Origin of the sequence: Streptomyces sp. Root1310 (assembly GCF_001426425.1) — a bacterium.
Taxonomy (GTDB): domain Bacteria; phylum Actinomycetota; class Actinomycetes; order Streptomycetales; family Streptomycetaceae; genus Streptomyces.
This window is the reverse complement of record NZ_LMEQ01000012.1, coordinates 971,528-992,248: the sequence shown is the minus strand read 5'-3', so window position 1 is coordinate 992,248 and position 20,721 is coordinate 971,528. Positions and strand designations below refer to the sequence as shown.

Below are 20,721 nucleotides of genomic sequence, written 5' to 3'. Positions count from 1 at the left end.
GGCCGTGGACTATCCGTGGACTGGTCTCGCACGATCAGTCACGCCTAGGGCTATGGCCTGCTGCTTTATGCAGCTCTCAAGCGCCCTCCGGAACGGGCAGACTGATCAGCACCTCAGAGTCTGAGAGGGCAGTGATGGTTACGGGCCCCTTCCCGCCCGAAAGCGCCCGAGGGATGGCCGCTCTGCGGCCCCAAGCACGTGCCACGGGGCCGCAGAATGCTGAAGGTCGTCACCCGGGCCGTCGGATGTCCGTCAGAACCTCGTCCAGCAGTCCTCTCACGTCGCTTCCGCCGAGGACCAGCTGTCGATCCAGCAGCCGGTTTCCGGTCTCGCAGGAGGTCTCACTCACCAAGGAGCACCCGTGGCAGGCTGAGAGGTTCAGCTGTGAGGCTCCCTGACGGTCGCTTTCGATGCAGACCGGGTCGTTGGAGCAGAAGTCCGCGTCGTCCAGTGCTGCCACCAGGAGTGGGATCAGCTTCTTGGGCTCCCCGAGCCTGACGAGACCGCCGAGAGTCCCCTGGGCGTCCCCTGCCGCGGTATAGATCAGGATCCCGGCTGTCTTGTCCGTGCGGTCGGAGTTCGCGTAGATCCTTTCCTGGAGCGAGGCAGAAGCGTAGCCGCTGGCGAACGCCAGCCGACGGATGAGCAAGTGCGCCAGCGTATGCAGGGCGATGTACCTGGGTTCCGGCACGTCGAGGCGGCCGGCCCAGGGGGAGTCGGCCCTTCTCGTCTTGAGGATGCCGGCGCGTGCCTGCACCTCCGGCTGTGCCTCCCATGCGGCGAGCTTCTCCTCGTCGAACCGCAGGAAGATTCCTTCCCCGAACAGTTCGATCGCCGGGTAGGTGGGCCGATACGACCGGTCCGACCCTAGATCGGCGTTGATCAGCGTCGCTTCCGCGTCGTGGCGTCGGAACCCTTGCAGGGCACGGACCTCCCGCACTCGGCGTACCTGTCCGATGCCGCTGATCTTGGCGAGAAGGCTCTGCGGTCCCGCGAGCCCTTCGAGGCTTCTCCCATCGACGACGAAGTCGCTTCCCGTGCGGTCGCGCCCTTCGTCGAGTTTCTTCAGGAACGCTGACCACTCACCGTCCTTCAGGTCGAGCAGAAGCTCGCCCGCAGGGCTTTCCTCCCCCGCCGCGACGCCGAGGACGGTTTCCGCCGTCACTCCGAGGTCGTCGGCGATCAGCTGCGCCAACACTTCCGACTGGGGTCCGCCGTTGTCGGTCACGACTGTCCCGAAGAGCATGTGACCACGGATCTTGTCGGCCGTCTCCGCGGACCGCGGGCGTTCCTCCGGGATATCGAGAGCCGAGATCCTCTCGGCGATGTAGTTGCCCGTGGCACCGCGCTGCACGGCGACCAACTCGTACGGGCAGGGCTTCTTGACAGAGCTCTCCGGCTCCCAGGGCTGCCGTCCCGCGCAACGGATCCCGTCCTGGTGCAGGGCCCCCTTCGTCACAAGTTCCGCGAGCTTGCGCTCGTTCTTGCACCCGTAGCACTTCACCACCAGGCCCGCGAGGCCTTCGCCGCGGGTGGCCAGCTTGTGAAACCTGAGTGCCTTGTAGTCACGGCAGAAACGGACCGCTTCGTTCAGGCGCGCCGCGCGCCCACGATGCGCCCACTGGAACCAGTTGATGTCCTGGATGTGGCTGCCCTTTTCACAGACGGCGACATATCGCATCGGTACGAGCGCGCCGCCGCAGTCGCAGGTGTTGCTCCACTGACCTTTTTTCCTACCGGTCAGCTTCGAGAGCTTGTCGCAACGCTCGCAGAACCGCCAAGCGGGAAAGCGCCAGTACGGCAGCGCAGGGGTTTCCTTTGCGGCCCGGCCCGCGTGCGCCGGCGGTTGTCTCAGGACACCGGCACCGAGGCGGGCCATCAGACGCTCACAGCTGATCTCATGGGCGACCTTCTTGTCCCACCAGGACGTGTCCGGCGCAATGAGCGACTCGCCTCGCACGTCGACGATCGCTCCCACACCGAACGGTGAGATCGTCTCGGAGAGGCGCAGGTCATGCCTGATCTTCTCCATGGTGCACCTCCTCCTGCGGTTCTTGGACCTCGACCGCCACGTTGGGCTCCACGGACCTCATCGAGTCTCCGACGAGCCACCCCTCGCCGGGCTGACCGAACTTCTTCAACAAAGCTGCCTGGTCTTTCTTCGTCCGCTGGTAGTACAGAGGCTCGCCCGACTCCCGTGCCTGGCCTGCCCGCCGGTCCCAGTCCCTCAGGAGGCTCCATACCGCGGAGCGTGTTTCCGGGGCTTCGAGGCCGTCTGCGCGCGTCACGTAGCCGAGGAACCGTTCCACGAGTCGCTCGACCGCTTCGCGGATCCTGTCGTCCCCGAGGTCGAACCGACCCGCCGCTTCGTTCGGGGCGAAAGCGGTGAACGACTGCCGCATCAGTCCCACGAGCGCGCCGGCGAGCGAGCGATCGCGCGAGGCCAACGACCACGGCGTGACGCTCGTTGGCTCCACGCTCCGGTAGAGGGTCTCGTGGTAGCCACGGAAGGTCTCGAAGTGCGACCGATCACGGGCCCTTCCCGACCGGAACAGCGTGACGACGACGCCCTTCGTGTCTCCACGTCCGACACGGCTCGTGGCCTGGATGTACTCGGCCGTGGTCTTCGGCTGCCCCACCATGAGCATCAGCGCGAGCCGCGGGATGTCGATGCCCACGGAGAGCATGTTCGACGAGAGGACCACGTCGACAGCCTCCGGCGACTCGTCGGCCCTGACCCTGAGCGCGCGGAGATCGTTCGGCAGCTCCTCAGCTCCGCGACGACTTGTCAGTTCCAGGATCTTCCCCGCCCTGACGGGCCGCAGCGGGAAGCCGAGCCTCTCGGCTCGGGGCTCCAGACGACCGTTGACGTCGTCGACGACCAGCGTCCCGGTACGTCCGAGCTCACGAAGACTGTTGTGGTACATGACCAGCGTCCAGTACGCGTCCCGTGACGCGGCGGACGGGGCGCGGGTGGCGAGCGCCTCCGGCATCTCCACCATGGGGGTGACGGCTGCGATGACGGCCGACGGCTGCGAGACCGACTGCGGCATCAGGCCGACGTAGAGACGTCCTTCTCCGTTTTCCACCGGGCGGGAGAAGAAGGTCCGGTCGTCGTCGAGTCCCGATGGCGGGTACAGGGCGACCTCGCGCCCGTACAGTCCCTCCACCTGTTCCTCGGACGCGCGGATGGTGGCCGTCGAGGCCACGATCTTGGGGCTGGAGCCCGACCGGCTCAGCAGGAGCTGGATCACCGCGTCGAAGACGGCGACGGTGGTTCCGAGCGGCCCTGAGAGCAGGTGCAGTTCGTCCTGGATGATCATGGACGGTTGTCTGAAGGTGGTCCCGAGACCGAGCAGCCTGCCAGCTTCCGGCCTGAACTGCAGACGCGCGAACTTGTCGACGGTGGCCAGGAGGATCGTGGGCGGTTCGTTGTATAGCACCTCGTCGACGACCGCGAGCGGGAGCTCGCCGGCGAAGTCGCACGACGCGTCGACACAGTGGAGCACGACGTCCACGCCGTCCAGGCGCATGCCGTAGTCCTCTGGCTTGTCGCTCCTGAGCCTCGGCACCAAGGGCGTCAGACACCATGGGCAGCTCTCGACCTGAAATTCGTTCGCCTCTTCCGGGCGCGCGGCCTTCTGAAGCCTCTTGAGTGCTTCACGTGCGTCTACTCGCGTGCCGGGGGTGACTTCGTTGCCCACCCACAGACCGATCGAGAACGGCGCCATGCCCTTCGCCCGGTCGTCCGTGGCCCGCAGCCGCTCCATCGCGCAGACCAGTGCCGCGGCCCGTTGGAACTGTTGAGAGGTCAGGAGCCGCAGGGTGTAGCGGGTGATGACTGCGGTTCCCCCGCCGGCCGTGCCGTGAGCGAGCCGTCGACGGAACACCTCGATCGCGGCGAGACCCAGGTATGCCTCGGTCTTGCCGCCACCGGTCGGGAACCAGATGAGGTCGACGAGGTCTCGATCCTTGTGCCCCTCATCGACGGTGGAGGCCAGCGACACGAGCAGGAAACCGAGCTGGAAGGGGCGCCACCGCGGCTCCGGCACCTGCTCCTCCGGCTTCCCGTGGTTGGACGCCTGCCGCATCTGAAGACGCATGGCGGCCATGCCGAGTGAGAAGGCCGTTCGAAGGTCCTGTCGTCCCGGCGCCCGGAGGAGGTCTATGCCTTCCCTCATCCTGTCGACGGCGTCCTGCGAACGCTCGGTGATGCGGACGGCCACGGCCCTGTCGTCGCTGAAAGCCTCCGCCCGTTCCATCTGACGGCAGGCCCAGCCGGCGAACGCCTCGAGGAAGGCGTCCAACGATCGAAGGACCGCTTCAGGATCCTTGTCGATCTGCTGGAGGTGCCGCAGCTCCAAGGCCTCGGCCTCGGCCGTCCCTTCGTCGAACCCCGTGGTCTCGACGGCGGGCACCACGAAGGCCGGCACGGGCTCGAGGAAGACCTTGGCACAACGGCCCTCCGCGAACTCCCAGTCCGCGGCCATTCCGTGCCCGACCGCGTAGACCTTTCGGTTGCGATACCGCAGGCGCAGCTCGGCGGCTTCCGGGTCGGTGACGATCGAGCGCGTCGTGTCGTACTCCAGGATCTCCGCCCCGGCGGAGGGAGCGGCGGCTAGGTGGACCTGGAACAGCGTCCGAGGGATATCGAGTCGGTCATCGCCCGTTGATTCGGTCAGGACCCGTACGTGGACGGTGACCAACGAGTCGCCCTGGAAGTCGCGCCAACGCGACCCGATTTCGACCGAGACACCATCCACGGAAAGGCGCTCAGGCCCCTTGTCCCGCCGGAGGTCGAGGCCGTCGACGGAGAACCGGGTACGCCGCCACCTGGGCGGCCCGTCTCCCTCGACAGCGGCGTACGTACCGCACGAGAAGTCGACGTCGACCGAGTCGCCGTCGGTGACGAAGGAGAGCGCGACAGACGAGGGCTTCCAGTCCTCGGCCAGGGGGACACCGGCCCCGCTCTCCTCGACATCACCATCGGGGACATCCGCCGATACCTCTTCGTCCGTGTTCCGGTCCCCGTGAGAGCCTCGTGCCTCGGCTTCGACCGGGAACAGCATGCCGACGGCGTACTGCCGGTGAGGCAGGTTCGCCGTGACCTCCTCATCTCCGGCCTCGGGCCCCACGTAGGAGGCTCGGAGATGGTGGAGGGCCTCCTTTTGGGCCGCTGTGAGGTTCACTTCCCAACCTGCTTTCGAAGAAGATCCTGGAGCCGCTTCTTGTCGTTCTTGGACGCGACCACGTGGAGCGTGACCCGCGCCCGCGTGACGGCCACGTAGAAAGCGGCGAGCCCCCGGTCGTCGTATTCCTGGGGCAGGTCGCAGACGATGACGTGCTCTGCTTCCAGCCCCTTGGCGTAACGGGGGTTGGTCACGAGGAATCCGGCCTCGGTCCTGTGCGGCTCGGCGTCCTCGGACACACTGATGATCCAGATGTCCTGGCGTCGTGCCCCGTTCGCGACGAGGTCGCGAGCCACGGTCTCGGCGGCGGAGACACCGGCCGTCCCGTCGGACCACCGCCATTCCACTCGGTCGCCATGGACGATGCCCGGGTCCCCGACGTCGGCGCCGAGGTACTCCTGCACGACGTGGACGATCGCACGGGTGTTGCGCACGTTCCGGTCCAGGTCGTACTGGAGCGCCTCCTGCTGGACCAACTCGCAGACGTCCGGGTCGAACTCGCCGTCGACGCGTGCCTGGTTGTTGGGGTCGAGGAACATCCTCCACCGGCCGCCTTCTCGACCCCCGCGGATCACGGCGTCCAAGGCGTCCATGCCGCCGGCGTTCATGAGGTCCTGTGCCTCGTCGACGAAGACGACCTCGTACTGCTTGTCACCGGACAGGTCCGCGAACGGAAGGAGATCGACATCTCTGCCCTCGATCCGCGGACCGAAGAAGTCGACCAGGGCGGGCGAGTGGAAGGTGATGAGCACCGACTTCCCTTCGCCCGCCTCCTGCTTCGCGCCCTCCGCCAGCACCAGGGACTTCCCGGTGCCCGCGCCACCGAAGACGAGCATCCTCGGGTTCCGGGAGAGCGCGGCCAAGACTCTGGCCTGTCCCTCGGTCGCTCGATTCTGCTCCTCCAGCACGGCGCCCCGCTGCGCATCGATGACGGGCATCCTGGTGAACTCACCGAAGAGGCGCGCTCGAAGAGTCTCGGACCGGGCGACTCTGATGCCGTAGGGAGCGGGCCTCGCCTCGCCGGCAACCTTCTCGAAGGCTTCCGTCAGTGCGGCGATGCTCATCTGCTCCTTGGCCCACCAGTGGCTTCCCTTCCATTCGACGGCTGCCGGAGGCGCGTCGATGTCGGGGGTGAGGGCAACGGCCTCGGTCGCGAACCAACCGACGCCTTCCTCCTGGAGGATGTCGCGCAGCGCGTACATCGCCGACTGCGCCTGGTCCATCGGCGACTCGCGCAACTTCTTCCAGTCACCGTGGCGGTCGATGGAGTACCAGACGCCGTCGTACTTCCTGACGCCCCCGCCCTTGACCTCGACGATGACGACGACGCCGTTCCAGAGCACGACGAAGTCCGCTTCCCCTTGCTGCTTGACCGCGTGGCTCCGCAGCTTCACGGAGTGGAAGGCGACGGCGTCGGGGGGACCGTCGATCGCTCGCAGCAGTCGGGCCACCCGCCGTTCGGCGTTGCTGGTGGTGGTCGCCTCGATGTCGGCGAGATCCGGTATGAGGATCATGATCCCTGCTTTCGCCAGAGGTCTTCGTAAGCGCGGTATCCGAGGAAGTCATTGACTGCACCGAAGTTGTCGGCGACGTCCACGATGAGGCACTCCGGCTTGCCGCCGTTCGCGGGGCCGCGCAGACCGCGGCCGGCCATCTGGATGTAGGCGCTGGGACTGAACGTCGGCCGCGCGATGTAGAGGGCCCGGACACCCGGTGCATCGAAGCCCTGGATCAACAGGTCGCAGTTGGCCAGGACCCGGATCTCTCCCTTCTTGAACTTCTCGATGACGTCACGGCGTGCCTGCCGTCCGGTCTGACCGCTGACCGCCTCAGCCGCGACTTGCCGGTAACGAAGCGTCGCGGCAAGGACTTGGGCGGACAGGACGTTCGGCGTGAAAACGAGGATCGGCCACTCCGGATCCCGGCTCAGGATGTCCTCCACGAGGATCCTCATGCGGGCCTGGTCGCGGCCGATGCGGTCGAGGACCTTGGGCTCCAACTTGCGCCACGACTGGACCTGCTCGAGTTCATCTGGCTTCAGTGCGACGTCCACGCCCGGCAACACCTCGTGTCGGACCCGGGCGAGGACTCCCCTCTTCGACAGCTCCTCGTAGGCGTTACCGTCGAAGGCGCTCATGATGTGGTGACCGAAGCGGGCCGCCAGCTCCTCCGTCGGCTTGGTGACGACGTCGCTTCTCCCCTTGAAGGGTGTCGCCGAGACACCCACCAGAGGCCGTTCCCAGCTACGACCGTCGACTCCGAGCCACCTGAGGATCTTCGTGTACATCTTCGACCCGCCGGCCCGGTGCGCCTCGTCGATGAACACCGCGGAGGCCCTGCTCAGCCACTCGTACTCAGGAGTGTCGGCCACCCGGTCGAGCTTGGCGTCGGTGGCTACGACCACACTGAACTCGGTGTCGGGTTCGTGGACGACGTTGGTGTTCCAGAGCCGGCCGATCGTCAACGGACGCTCGTCCCCGAGCCAACGCCAGACGGTACCGAACGTCTGCACCGCCTGCTCGCAGAGCTCCTCCGACTGCGCGATCCAGAGCACGGTTCCGCTCATCTCGCCGTCGACGAACAGCCGCAGCACCGTTTCGGTGGCCACCCGGGTCTTCCCGGCTCCCGTCGGGAGTTCCACCATGCCCTTGAGCGCACGACCGTCCCGTCCCCGGGACGTCAGGACCTCCTCCAGCTCCTCCCTGATCCTCTCCTGGAAGTCGTGCAGGGGCTTGAGCTTCACGGCACCGGGCACGACGAACTCATCGTCCTGATGTCGGGTGCGACGCCCGGCGTACTTGGCGCCGAACCCCATCTTCCGCAGCCAGGCGACGGTCGACGTTCCCCCCGCCCACGTCGTGGGAACGTCCGTGTACCCCTCGGCGCTGAACTCCTCCGCGAGAAGCTTGATCGAGTCGCTGCCATAGACGGTCAGGAAGAGCTCGGCGACAGACGTGGAGCCGTCCACCAGGCCTTGGCCCTCAAGTGCCTGCCAAAGTCCCTTCGGCAGGTTCTCCTTCAGCGTGTCGTCACCGATGTAGATCGCCAGCCGCTCCACGTCACTGGACGCGGCCCGGGCGTCCTGCCGTTGCGTCTCCAGGTGTTGGTCGACGCGTGCCTGAAGGATGTCGCTCAACTCGACATTCGACAGGCGCAGGTCGAATGCTTCGCTGACGATGTGCAGGACACGACGTTCGTCGAGTTCTGCCTGGACCACCAGGGTCATTCCCTGGCGGTGCCACTCGAGCGACTGGTCCTCGACACCGTCCTCCGTGGTCACACGCTTCGTGATCTGGACGACCTTCGCCACGGTCGCGTTCGTGACCTTGTCCTCGACGAACGTCGAACGCAGTCCGGTGTACAGGTCGATGACGCGCTCCTCGACCTGCCGGCCGTCGACCAAGAGTGAGAAGGAGAAGCTGTCCTCGAACCGTCGGCATCCGACCACTTCGACGAACTCGTCCGCTTCGTCCTCATCCACCTTGAGGTACGGCTTCTGCCTCAGGCTGAGGAACTCGCGTTCCTCCTCGGTCGTCGCCAAATACACCGCATCGGGCCGCCTCCTCTCGATGACGCGTCCCACCCGGGCGGGGATGAACATGGGATGCCCCTCCGGGAATGCGCACCGACTCGCGGTGAGGACGAATCCCGTCAGGGCCACGTTGCTGATCGGCGAGGTGACCTCCGCCTCGAGCGCTTCACGCAGGACCTCCGCAGGGACCTCGCCCAGGTCCTTCGGCAGCTTCAGGGCGTCCTCGACGTGGCGCGGTCCTCGGAAGAGAGGTAGCAGGGCCTCGTACTCAACGAGAGACGCGGAGACGACGCGACCGGGAGCCCGGTGGCCGCGATTCGACTTCAGCAGGCCGGCCCGACCCGCCGCCCAGCGGACAGGGGACAGGACCCGATGGCTGAGCCCCGTGTCGATGTCAGTACAGAGCCAGTGCCCCACCTGGTCGAGTCTGAGCAGTCCTTCCGTCCATCGTTCGCGCAGGGGTTCGGGCGCGCCCGCCTCTTGCAACATCAGGAGCGCCGAGAACGGACCGGGACCCTCTCCCCTGTCGAACTCGACCTGCTCGACAGGGCGCTCTCCGGGCCCGAGCCGACGGTTCACCTCGTCCAGTACGTACTGGCAGTAGTCCTCGAAGTGGACCTCGTCCTCGAGCGAGTACGAGGCCACCGGCTCGGTGATGACGCCTGCCGCGTGTGCGAGCTGGGGAACACACTTCGTCCGGTCCAAAACTCGATCGGGAGCGCTGTCGCCAAGGCCGTCGATATCCAGCACGTACGTGGGTGGAGCCCAACCACCGTCGCGTGTCGGCACCTTGAGGGCGCCCGCCTTGTTGCCCGCCACGACCTTTTGTGCCTGCGCCATGGGCACATCGGTGGCAGCGTCCCAGAACTTCGGGAGCTCGTCGTCCTCGGCCTCCGGTGACAGCCTGGCCATCCTGGCCTCGAACATCGAGAGAGGATCGAGGTCCCGGAAGCCTCTGTCCCCGAGCTTCTTTTCAACGCCGGGAACGGCCAGGAAGTCCGGATCGACGAAGCACGCTCCTTCGATGTCGACATCCTCCGCACGATGGAGGAAGACCCGGTCGCGGTCCTTGAGGGACAACATGCCACCGGTCGTCGGTATGACCTTCGCAGGACCGAAGCCGTTGGGATTGCGCAGCACGAAATCGAGCGCCTTCGCTGCAGAGGCCACGTCGGGCCCCTCCGCCCACTCACGCAGCCAGGACAGGACACCTCGCTTGGGGATCCTCTCCAACGCCTTCAGATCATCTCTGGGTCGTGAGTCGGCGAATGCGGTGGAGACGCTGCACACGTAGAGCGCCCTCAAGCGAGTCACACGCTGCTGACCGTTGGCATAACAACGCCAGTGCGGCACGGCGTCGTCGGTGTGGGGCGACTTGATCCACTCTTCGTGGTCACGTTCGGACGCCTCACTGACGCCGAAGTCGAGGGGGCGGAGCTCCGGCGGCGTGCGTAGCATGCCGGTCGCGTCGGGGATCAGAGCCTTCTCACAGCCGAGCTGCGGAACATGGGCGCAGAGAATCTCGTCGCCGAACGAGTGGGTCTCACGGCCACGCGCCGGCATGTAGTCCAGGTGTGCTGCCGGATCGTCGACGGACGAGACCTTCGGCAGCATGTCGAGGAACATTCCCGAGAGAGTCACGAGGATCTCTCGGTTGTACGTGTTCGAAAGCAGGGTGGTGCGGTCGTCGTTGACGCTCCAGGGGGCGTTGAAAAGTGCGGACGCCGATGTCCTGTCCTGGAGCGGGAAATACGACCAGAACTCGCCCGTTCTCCGCTGTGCGAAGCGCGCCGGCATCGCAACCGTGACCTTCATTCGGTCACGTGACACCGCTTCGCCGACTTCGATCCGAGCCTCGGGACTGGGTACATGCATTCGGTTGTCGACGTACCACTCTTCGTGGTCATCGTCCGGACGCTCGATTCGAAACCTGCCGTCGCCCAGCTCCCGCGACACATGACTCGTCACGAAGTTCGCGTCGGCCCCGATCACCCGGAGCCGGATCTCACGTACCGAGTTGACGAAGAGGAGGAACTCGGACCGAAATTCCTCGATCTCCTTCTTGAGATTCTCCAGCCTCGTCGCATGCGGCAATCTGACGATCGTCACCGCCCACTCCGCCAGCTCGGCCAGGATCGGATCCTTGACGAACTCGGCCTCCGCGTCGATCCGGGTGAGGGTCCTCAGGACCGGAAGTCTCTTGGAGGCGGGCGCGATCGTCGCGATCGCCGCCTTCGTCTTTGACGAGTGGAACTCGAAGGCGACCGACCGGCTGAACACCTGTGGGGTATCGGTGACCGCGAGCACCGACTTGAAGCCGAGCCCGAACCGCCCGATCTCGTCACCTCGCTTACCACTGAGATGGGCATGGGCCAGCGTGGTGAGGCCGCTTCGGGAGAACGGACGGCCGGCGTTCGCGCAGTACAGGGTCTGGCGGTCAAGATCGAGGACGATCTCGACCCGCCCCGCTCCCTCCTCGTGCTCGGCAGCCCCCGACATGGCGTCAGCCGCGTTCTGCACCAGTTCCAGAAGGGTGCGATTCGAGTAACCGCCGACCCGGATGGACTCCTCTTGGTTGGCGTGCTCCGTGATCAGGTTCGGATTCGCACGATACGAATCAATCGCCCGCCCGAAGAGGTCATCAACCTCGCGGACCAACCCGGCGTCGGGGACCCACTCAGCACGTTTGTTCATCACGACTACACCGCCTCAACTGCTGTCACCACGATGCACCACTGACAGCCCTGCATTTACGTGGCTCCTGAACTAAAGATGGCCCCTGTTTCCGGTAATGCGTTCCATCGCACGCCGTCGGGCCTGCTGCGGACAATAGGAACAGCCACCGACAGGCCGATTTTGGTGGCCTTGGCGGACGAGCCGTGGTCATCCGGCGTCCGAACGTCCAACTGCCTGCGGGTCGGGAGTTAGGGCCCTAACCCTCTCTGCAACCAGCGCGTCCCGATGTCAGCGATCGGGCTTAGAGGATGACGTCGCGCATCCATTTCCGGGATCAGCCGAACGTATCCATGCTCCAACGAGCCGATGTTCAGGGTGGACTCATACCCCAAGCCATTGAGGCAAGGCCGACTTCCCTGGAAGCGGAAGCCTTCGACATCGACCCTGTATGGACCGCGCTGCGGGAGTGGTCCTGCCAGCCCCAGCGGCGCGCAGCCGGGTCTCCTCGTGTGTGACTGCAGGATCAATGAAGCGCCCCAGCCCCCCGCCTGACCCCCCGCCAGGCGCGCACACCAACCTTCACAAGTCCCCCTCATTCATGGAGCTTAAGCGTTCAATAAAACGCCACGTCAGGGAACCCCTGTTATCGATTCGCAATCTACGTGCAGCACACGGGGGGCCGCGACAGAGGTGTCACACCATCAGGAAGTTTGCCTGACAGGCAAAATGCCTCGTGCCGGGAGTCGCCTCGACCGAACCAACTGGCCGCCCTCAACGGCGACCGCTGCCTAGCGGCACACCTTGGTGGCACATGAATCGATCTTCACAAATCCCCGTGTCTCGTGCCCTGTTCCAGGCTTCAGGAACCCCTCAGGAAGCGGAAGCAGTTTTGCCGAATCAGCTGAGACCAGTGGGGCACACCACCGAGAGAGTGCGCCCCTTGTGCGCCCCCGTAGCACCCCACCGGATCACGGAACGGCTCACGGCTTGCGGCATAACGAAGAGAATCGCGCTCGCACGGGTGGCGGTCTCTCAGTCAACCTGGATCTCGTAGCGGGCGGCCCGCACGCCGCGCCAGGACTCGGGGCCCCAGGACTGGCAGTGGCTGGTCGCCGGTCCCCGGACGGCGAGGGCACCGACGGCCTCAGGCCGCCAGGGCAGGACGGGCGCGCTCATGTCGGGGTGGAGCCAGCGAGAAGACGGACGGGTCGATCCGGCGAACGTTCTCTGTGGACTAGCTGTGGACGAACTTCGCCTCGGCAAGCCAGTGAAAAGGCCTGACCTGCAATGACGTAGTGATTCTCAACGGCCTCCGGAGCCGTGTGCGCAGGTTCGAATCCTGCCGGGGGCGCCTTGCATGAGGTGCCCAAAGGCCCCGCCACCAGCGCTTTCGCTGAGGACGGGGTCTTGGCGTATGTGCAGGCGTGTGCCGCTCGGAGCGGCCGTATGTCGGGGGCTTGGGACTGTGCGTGGACTGGCCGCCGACCAGGAATCAGCAGGTCAACCCCAGGAAATGACGCGACCCCCGGACCGTAGTCCAGGGGCCATCATGCCGCAGGTGTGCGTGAGGGGCGTGTGGATCAGGGCCCGTCGCCGGGCTCGTCTCCCTACTGGTGTTGTGTAAGTGGTCAGGGGTAGTCGATCGCAGTTTGGGATGATCGAGCGGTGAGTGATGCAAGGCTGCCGGCCGCGGAGGCCGTTGAGTCACACGTCCGGGCGTTCTTCGTAGGGCATTCCGTCGAGGCCGTCGACTACGACCTCGGCCCTGAACGGCGAGCGGCACTGCCCGCTCTGCGAGTTCTCGTCGTGGAGCCCGGCCCTCGCAGCGACAGCTGGGCCTATGTGACCGCCGGTTGCTGGGCCCCGATGGAGAAGCACGGTAACGGCCTTGAGTTCGTCATGACCGCACACGTCCGCGACCAGCGGTTCATCGAGCTCATGGCGATGATTGCCTACTACCACTGCGGAGGGCACCCACTCGACCTGGAGCACAGCATGCCGATCGGTGAACCGTGGGTGCCGGGGTCGACCTGCGACCACCTGCTGATCAGTCTGCCCTACCTCCACGGCCCCGACCTTGAACACTGCCCGCTGCCTGGAGGACACGTCCGCATTCTGTGGACCCTGCCGGTGACCGCCGCCGAGATCGAATTCCGTCGGCAACACGGACACGAGGCGTTGGAACAGCTCTTCGACGAGGCACAGATCATCCCCACGGATCCCTTCCGAGTATCGGTCGCCTGAGCTCCGCATTTCCGGCGGTGACCGCTCGGGACGTCAACCGGGTTCCCCGCGGGTGGCTGCCTCAGCAGCTCACTCAGCGCACCAGGGATCATTTACGGGACAGCCCTAAATCGCCGCCCGGGTCCCTCGACTTCAGCCCCCGCGGTGACGGCCCCGCGCTCGGTTACCGGGCCGGCACCGTCACGGTTGGAGCGTGAAGGCCGGTGAGTGCGCCGGGTGTACTGACCCGCGTGCGCCCTGGTGGTCGGAGGTCGCCGACTTTGCGCCCTGCCCCTGTGTCTGCGGGGTGGCAGAGGCTGGGATCCCTGAACGCGAGGCGGAACGGCGGGGGTTGACGGTGGCCGAGTGGAGGCAAGGGAAATGCGGTTGGCCGACGGCGGCCGGACGGCGCTGTCAGAACAAGACCATGAAGGGCACGGCGCGCTGCCACCTCCATCAAGGTGAGTGGACGAAACGAGGCCAGGCCGAACTGAAGAAGCGGGCGGGCAGGCGTCGCAAGAAATGAACCCGGCCGGCGGTTGGCGGATACGGCCGCGCTTCGGAGCGCGGCGGGAAGGGCCTCGGATTCTCAGCGGTCGGGGGCGCCGGGGAGGGGCCGTGCCTCGTCGCTCGACTCGAGCTGCTGGCCGACGAGTCTCGCGTAGTGACCGGCTCGCCGTAGCAGGTCGTGATGGCTGCCCCGCTCCACGATGGTTCCCTGGTCGAGCACCAGGATCAGGTCGGCGTCGCGGATCGTGCTCAGGCGATGCGCGATGATGATCTGGGTGCAGGCCAGGGTGCGGAGGTTCTCCGCGACTCTCCGCTCGGTCTCGACGTCCAGATGGCTCGTGGCCTCGTCGAGCATGATGATCGCCGGTTTGTGCGCGATGGCTCGTGCGATGGCCAGCCGCTGTCGCTGACCGCCGGACAGGGCGCTCCCGCCCTCGGAGACGAAGGTGTCGTACTGCATCGGCATGGCCATGATGTCGTCGTGTATGGCGGCCAGCTCGGCAGCCGCGACCACTCGCTCGCGCTTGATCGACGGGTTGCTGAGCGCGATGTTGGACAGGATCGACCCGCTGAACAGTGCGCTCTCCTGCAGGACGACGCCGAACTGGCGTCTCAGCTCCTGCCACGTGACGTCCCGCAGCGAGAGGCCGTCGTACAGGATGTCCCCCTGTGTGGGGACGTAGAGCCCGAGCAGCAGTTTCCCCAGCGTGCTCTTGCCTGAGCCGGAGAGCCCGACGATCGCGATCCTCTCTCCGGGCCGTGCGGTCATGTCGATGTCACGCAGTACCTGGGGCCCCGTCTGCGAATAGCGGAAACCGACCCTGTCCATCCGCAGGTGCCCCGTGAGCCGTGGGACCGGTCGTGACACTTGTCGCACCTGCTCCGGCTCGGCCTCGGTCACGTCACGTATGCGATCGAGGTTGGCGCTGACGAGCTGGAACTGCTGGGCGCTGGCCACGAGCGACGTGAGCGGCGCGAAGAAGGCGGCGGCCAGGGCCAGGAGAGCCACCATGGTGCCCACGCTGATCGATCCGTCGAGGACCTGTGTGGCACCCACCCACAGCAACCCGAGCTGTCCGAACAAGGGCAGGGAGCCGAGTATCGAGGCCACGGTGCCGGACACATAGCTGTGGCGCAGCGAGATGTTGAGGTGGTCGAAGAACAGGTTCGACCAGCGGTCGAAGGCCTGTGTTTCGGCTCCGGCCGCTTTCAGTGTTCCGATGCCGACGATCGCCTCGCCCAGATATCCCTGGGACTTTCCGAAGGCGGCCAGTTCCCGGCCCGACAACCTGCTGATGGTGCCTTGGCTGAGCATGAGGACCAGCGCCCCCACCAGGCCGACGCCCAGCGTGAGCGCGCCGAACGGGGGGGACTGCCAGAAGAGGAGGAGCAGATAGAGCGTCACCAGTCCGCTGTCCATGACGGCGGACAGGAGCTGGTTGCTCAGCAGTTCGCGGAGCATGGCGTTGCTGGCCGCCCGGGCAAGCAGGTCACCGGTCGACCGCTGCTGAAAGTATTTGTAGGGCAGTTCGAAAAGGTGCTCGACGAAGCCGAGCATCATGCTGACGTCGATACGCGCGCGGAGGAACACCAACAGCCATTCCCGCAGCAGCGTCGCGACGGTCTGGGCGACGAAGATCGCGACGATGCCGATCCCCAGGACCGGCATGACGTCGTCCAGCCGGAAGGGGAGGACCTGGTCCACCACCACCCCGGTCAGGATCGGCAGGACAAGCCCGAGCAGGATCAGCAGCAGGGAGACCCCGAGCAGTTGCAGAGAAGTCCCGGGCGCCTGCCGCAGGAACTGAAGGATGTACACCCGGAAGGTCGCGCGGGGTGGGGCGGCCGCGCGACGGTCGAATGCCGCGCCCGGCTCGAGGAGGATGACCACCCCCGTGAACCCGGCGTCGAACTCGTCCGCCGTCAGCCGACAGCGGCCTCTGGCGGGGTCCACCACGTCGACGTGGTCGCGCGACCACCGTTCGACGACGAGGAAGTGGGTGAACTCCCAGTGGACGATCGCGGGGAGCGCCACGAAGCGGAGGTCGTTCCGCGGCAGCGAGACCGTCCTCACCCGCATTCCGTGGTCGCGCGCGATCCTGACGATCTCCAGCGCGGAGAGGCCGTCGCGGCCGACGCCGCAGCGCGTGCGCATCTCCGACAAGGAGGTCCCGCAGCCGTGGTAGTTGAGCATCATCGTCAGGCAGGCGAGGCCGCATTCCACCTCGCTCATCTGTCTGACCTCGGGAACCCTCCTGCGGTGCGTCCCGCGGTGCGCCTTGCGGGTCCTCCCGGTCACGGTGCGGAAAGGCCGGGACGGTGTGCGACGGGTGGGCTGTTCCGATTCCCCCGGCGCCGCGCCCGGTGCCGCTCGCCGGTGCGGTCGGCGGCCGGGGAACCGTGCGAACGGGTTCTTCACGCGGCACCGCCGACGGACTCGCCCCAGCCGGGGAAGAGCGTCAGGAGCCGCTGCGACCCGGCCTCCACCCGAGCGGTCAGGAGGCTCCCGTCGTAGGCGGACGGTCGCAGCGACGGTCCGAGCCGCACGATCACGACGGTCCAGGGCTGCCGGACGGTACCGGCCCCGGGCTCGAAGCGGTACACGGCTCGCGCGGTGTCCGGGCCGATCACGCCCGGCTCGACCCTGACGACGGAACCCGAGACGGACGGACCCGAAGAGCCGATCTGGGCGTGGACCGGCCGGCCGACGCGCACGTCCGCCGATCGGTCTGCCGGCAGGAACAGGGCGGCTTGTGTCGTTCCGCCGCCGGGTCCGGCCCGGGCGTCGTTCGGGAGGATCGTGCCCTGGGCGCTGACGTAGGCCGGCACCCGTACCGTCCAGGCCAGTGCCGCGGCGGCGATCAGCACGGCCAGCAACAGCCAGAGGCAGACGATGACCGGCCGGAAGGTGAGGCGGGGCACGATGTCCTTCGCCGTACCTCGCCGGTACGCCTGGACGGCGCTCTGCCGGAAGATCACACGGTGGGGCACGACCAAGGATCCCTTCTCTCAGCCCGGCGCCTGCCACCGCGGCGGAGCCAGGAGGAGGACGGACGGGACCTTGTCGGGCTCGGCCAGCCGGAGCAGCTCGTACCCGATCCCCGCCAGTCCGGTCATGAGCCCGGGCGTCTCCACTCCGAGGGGCACTCCCGTCACGAAGCCGTCGGTTCGCATGCTCGCCACGACCAGCGCCGTCGCTCGTTCCAACGCGTCGTGATCCGCGGGTCTGTCGAGCGACCGCGCCGCCGTCAGGAGAAGTTCGAGGTTCCCCAGCGCGCCGTGGCAGAGCGAGTGGCCCATGGCGAAGCCGTACTGTTCCGTGGCGGTCAGGGCGACGTCGATCTCGTCTCGTGTCGTCGCGTCGGCCAGCTGGTCGAGGGCGGCGAGACGTGCCAGGCCGATGCCCGGGGCGCCGTGGCACCAGGCCACCATGCTCTTGCGGGGTGGCTCGACGGCCGACTCGACGGGATCGGCCCGGCCGGTCCGGGGCTCGAAGACGCGCAGGTCGGCCCAGTTGTTCAGCTCGGGAACGAAGAGACTGCGGTCGTAGCGGAGCGCGCTGAGAGCGGTTCGCCGAAATCGGTCCTCGCCGCTCCGGGCGGCCAGCCGCAGAAGGCTCAACGCGATACCGGCCGTGCCGTGCGAGAACCCGCCCAGCGGCGGTTGATCCTCGAGCGTCGTCCAGGCGGTCCCGCGGTGCACGGGCCGCGCCCTGGCCAGGAGCCGCTCGCCGCAGCGGACCGCCACGTCCAAGGTCCGTGGCGAGGGACGGACCGCGTGCAGGCTGAGCAGCGAGAGGGCGCACCCGGCCGAACCGTAGATGACATCCAGCGAGAGGTCCCCGGAGATGAGCGGTGGCAGTCGCTCGGCCAGTTCGGCCGCTTCGTCGAGGAGATCCTGCTCGGCCCACAGGACGCCCAGGCTCGTGAGGACGTACACGACGGAGGCCAGTCCGTCGAACGCGCCGACCGTCGGGGCCGATCCGCCCGGATCCGGCTCCTCCCGGAGCCACTCCCGCACCTGGGTTCGCGCCGATGTCAGTGCCCGGCGTGCGAGGAGCGTGGCCGAGGGCTCGTCGGTGATCGCTCCCAGGTAGCCGAGGAAGAGCGCGATTCCGCTGGTCCCGGAATAGAGGTCGCTGCCCGAGGGGAAGAGGCCCCAGGCGGATTCGTCCAGAGGGCCCACGCCGAGCCAGTACGCGCCGCGCTCGTTCTGCAAGGACAGCTCGTCGAGTCGGCGCCCGACGGAGCTCGCCAGTGCCAGCAGCTGTTCTCGCGGCACCCGCCCGGTGACCGGGGAAGGCCGGTGCGTCGAGGGAACCTGTGCCGGCCGGTTGATCCTGTCCTCAGGGTCCATGAGCAGCGTGGCCAGCGACGCCTTGATGATCCAGCTCTGCTTGGCCAGGTCGTCGTCACCGAGCCGCTCCACTCGTTGCCGCACCAGATCGAGGCTGGGCGCGTCGAGGAAGTCTTCCCAGCGCTCCCCTTCCGCGGTGAGGACCGCCCGGCTGCCTGGGCTGGTGTGGAACAACGGGATGTCACCGTGCCACAGGTCCCGCTTCTCCGCCGGGATGAGGGGAACGAGACAGGGACGCTGCGCCGCTTCGATCCACAGGTGATCGAAGAAGCGATCACGGTCGAGCGCGTCACGCAGCAGATCCGGGTGGAAGCTCTCGTACCACAACAGGCCGTAGACGTTCGTCGAGCGGATGACGACGCGTGTCTCGTCATGGGCGAAGCGCGGGAGCTGTTCCGCCAGCAGTGCCGCTCGGTTCTCGCGGATCAGACGGTACATTCCGGCGAAGCCGGCGAGCACGGCGTCCTGATACTTCCAGACCTCGACGTCCTGGTCACCGAGACGGGGCCGGTTCTCGCTCACGGGCAGCTCGGTACGCCGCCGGCCCACCCGCATCTCGTCCGTCCCCGGTCTTTCCCAGCTGACAAGCCGGTGCGGGTTCGTCTGCCCCGGTTGCCCGCCGAGGCCGCTCATGTCCACGCCGATGGAGTTCTGGTCGGACCACACGCGCCGCGGCAGCAGCCCGACCTGCCACACGGAGCGGTCGAGCGCTCCCACCGCAAGGTTTCCCAGGGCCGGTCCCTCGGCATGGACGTGAGGATGGAACAGGGCTTCCAGGTCCACGAGCATCGGATGCTCGCCCGCGGCGAGCAGGTTCTCGTTGTGCAGGTCGGCGGCGTCCAGGACGTACAACAGCGCCAGGTAGCTTCCCTGACGCTCATAGAAACGGACGATCTCTTCCTCGCACGTGCAGGGGGTCGCTTCGACGAACTCCGACCAGCCGTGGTCGCCGCAGTCGACCAGCTTCAGCGGCCGCAGAGCGGGCTCGGCCCCTCGGTCGTCCAACCAGGACAGCAACTCCTGGAAGTGCACGTCCACACCCAGCGATCTCGGCTTGTACAGCAGCTTCATCCCCGAGCCGAACCGCAGCAGCAGCACACTGCGGCCCTTCCGATGACGGTCGCCCTTTCCGGCCTCCACGTCGACCAGCGGTCCAGGATCGCCACCCGGGGCGAAGGCCGCGCGGACGGACTGCCAGTCCGCGCACAAGTGCGTCAAGAACTCGTAGAGGTAGTCGGCCCATTGTTCCGTCGTGAGCACCAGTTGGCGTGCGAGCACGGGGTACTTGGCGAGCACGGCCACGATCGACCCTTCCTGCCGCAGTCGCCGGAAGAAGTCTTCGAAGCGTTCCTCCGCAGTCCCGCCTTCCAATCGCCCTTCCAGGCGGGCGACATGCAACTCGAGCAGGATCGGTTTGCTGAGCTGGAAGAGGATGAGGGGCGCGAGATTCGCGAGGTACACGCCGGGGAGCTTCTTCATGTCGAACGGGAGGAACCCGACCTCTTCGCGCAGTCCACGGATCCTTTCCTGGAGACGATCGAAAAAGTGCCACAGGAGCGGGCCGACCGCCAACAGGCCGGCGGCGAGGGGGTGATCGGCCTCCGCCTTCTCGAGCAGCGGCGCCCACTCCTCGGCCCTCTCGGCGGAATCCGGATGGGTGAATGCCTGCCGGAGAACGGTCAGCCAGTCGGGGGTTGCCTGGACGCGGGTCTTCAGACTTTCCGGATGCTCCGCAAGCAGAGCCAGCAGATCACTTTCCGAGAGCGAGTCCTGAGCCAGCCGCTGAGCGAACAACGGCCGCCGCTCGAAAGGCTTCTGGCTCTTCCAGGCTTTCAGGCGACCCGGCGCTCCCTCGAGAAGGAGGTCCGAGGCGTAGGACGTCTCCGTCGGGCGGATACTCGGTGTGTCACCGCGATCACCGCGGTCACGGCCGTCACTGCTGCGGTCACCGCGGTCACCGCGTTCGAGGAGGGAAAATGCCCGGTACCACTCGGGAGCCTGCCACACCTCTTCCGCTCTCATGTCCTGGCCGTCCCCTCGAATTCCACCCGCTGCTCAGCCCGGCACGTCGACGAGGGCTGCTGGACAGCGCCTAGCAGCCCTCGTCTCGTTTCGTTGATTCCTGACCTCGGCGTCAAGCGGGTGTCCTGTTGCCGTTACGCTGCAGAACCGCGAATACGGCCGGACGTACAACGGTGGCCGCGTACAACCGCGCTGGAACCGGAAAGCCGCCGA

General features: G+C 66.8%; 9 protein-coding genes and 1 tRNA gene. 2 read left to right on the top strand and 8 right to left on the bottom strand.

Annotated features, from left to right (window positions below; all coding sequences use genetic code 11):
- Positions 1 to 229: 229 nt before the first annotated feature.
- From ASD48_RS22520 to ASD48_RS44305, 5 genes are all read right to left on the bottom strand, one after another.
- On the bottom strand, positions 230 to 2,032 hold the full coding sequence (locus tag ASD48_RS22520) for a DUF1998 domain-containing protein (protein WP_057603423.1): 1,803 nt from the start codon (positions 2,030 to 2,032) through the stop codon (positions 230 to 232).
- Positions 2,013 to 5,189 carry a helicase-related protein gene (locus tag ASD48_RS22515; protein ID WP_057603422.1) on the bottom strand — a complete coding sequence of 1,059 codons (3,177 nt, stop codon included), beginning with the start codon at positions 5,187 to 5,189 and terminating at the stop codon, positions 2,013 to 2,015. Before ASD48_RS22515 ends, ASD48_RS22520 begins: the two co-directional genes overlap by 20 nt.
- Positions 5,186 to 6,703: an NERD domain-containing protein gene (locus tag ASD48_RS22510; protein ID WP_057603421.1), complete on the bottom strand. Its 1,518-nt coding sequence runs from the start codon at positions 6,701 to 6,703 to the stop codon at positions 5,186 to 5,188. The genes ASD48_RS22515 and ASD48_RS22510 overlap by 4 nt, the downstream gene beginning before the upstream one ends.
- On the bottom strand, positions 6,700 to 11,415 hold the full coding sequence (locus ASD48_RS22505) for a DEAD/DEAH box helicase family protein (RefSeq protein ID WP_057603420.1): 4,716 nt from the start codon (positions 11,413 to 11,415) through the stop codon (positions 6,700 to 6,702). Before ASD48_RS22505 ends, ASD48_RS22510 begins: the two co-directional genes overlap by 4 nt.
- A gap of 1,014 nt (positions 11,416 to 12,429) precedes the next feature.
- On the bottom strand, positions 12,430 to 12,573 hold the full coding sequence (locus ASD48_RS44305; protein WP_157880664.1) for a hypothetical protein: 144 nt from the start codon (positions 12,571 to 12,573) through the stop codon (positions 12,430 to 12,432).
- A gap of 87 nt (positions 12,574 to 12,660) precedes the next feature.
- On the opposite strand from ASD48_RS44305, the gene ASD48_RS44300 reads away from it, so the two are divergent.
- Positions 12,661 to 12,748 (top strand) — tRNA-Arg (locus tag ASD48_RS44300).
- Between the two features lie 314 nt (positions 12,749 to 13,062).
- On the top strand, positions 13,063 to 13,641 hold the full coding sequence (locus ASD48_RS22500; protein WP_057603419.1) for a suppressor of fused domain protein: 579 nt from the start codon (positions 13,063 to 13,065) through the stop codon (positions 13,639 to 13,641).
- Between the two features lie 568 nt (positions 13,642 to 14,209).
- On the opposite strand, the gene ASD48_RS22495 is transcribed toward ASD48_RS22500, so the two are convergent.
- The 3 genes from ASD48_RS22495 to ASD48_RS22485 form a co-directional block, all read right to left on the bottom strand.
- Entirely contained in the window at positions 14,210 to 16,429 is a 2,220-nt protein-coding gene (locus tag ASD48_RS22495; protein ID WP_063887480.1) for a peptidase domain-containing ABC transporter, read from the bottom strand.
- Between the two features lie 116 nt (positions 16,430 to 16,545).
- Positions 16,546 to 17,121, bottom strand: a complete 576-nt coding sequence (locus tag ASD48_RS22490; protein WP_057603417.1) for a hypothetical protein — start codon at positions 17,119 to 17,121, stop codon at positions 16,546 to 16,548.
- A gap of 18 nt (positions 17,122 to 17,139) precedes the next feature.
- Positions 17,140 to 20,508 carry a type 2 lanthipeptide synthetase LanM family protein gene (locus ASD48_RS22485; RefSeq protein ID WP_079073904.1) on the bottom strand — a complete coding sequence of 1,123 codons (3,369 nt, stop codon included), beginning with the start codon at positions 20,506 to 20,508 and terminating at the stop codon, positions 17,140 to 17,142.
- Positions 20,509 to 20,721 lie beyond the last annotated feature (213 nt).

Bases quoted from the DNA above. Each gene is read 5' to 3' on its own strand.
- ASD48_RS22520 (WP_057603423.1), bottom strand. From the start codon at position 2,032: ATGGAGAAGATCAGGCATGACCTGCGCCTCTCCGAGACGATCTCACCG.
- ASD48_RS22510 (WP_057603421.1), bottom strand. From the start codon at position 6,703: ATGATCCTCATACCGGATCTCGCCGACATCGAGGCGACCACCACCAGC.
- ASD48_RS22505 (WP_057603420.1), bottom strand. From the start codon at position 11,415: ATGAACAAACGTGCTGAGTGGGTCCCCGACGCCGGGTTGGTCCGCGAG.
- ASD48_RS44305 (WP_157880664.1), bottom strand. From the start codon at position 12,573: ATGAGCGCGCCCGTCCTGCCCTGGCGGCCTGAGGCCGTCGGTGCCCTC.
- ASD48_RS22485 (WP_079073904.1), bottom strand. From the start codon at position 20,508: ATGAGAGCGGAAGAGGTGTGGCAGGCTCCCGAGTGGTACCGGGCATTT.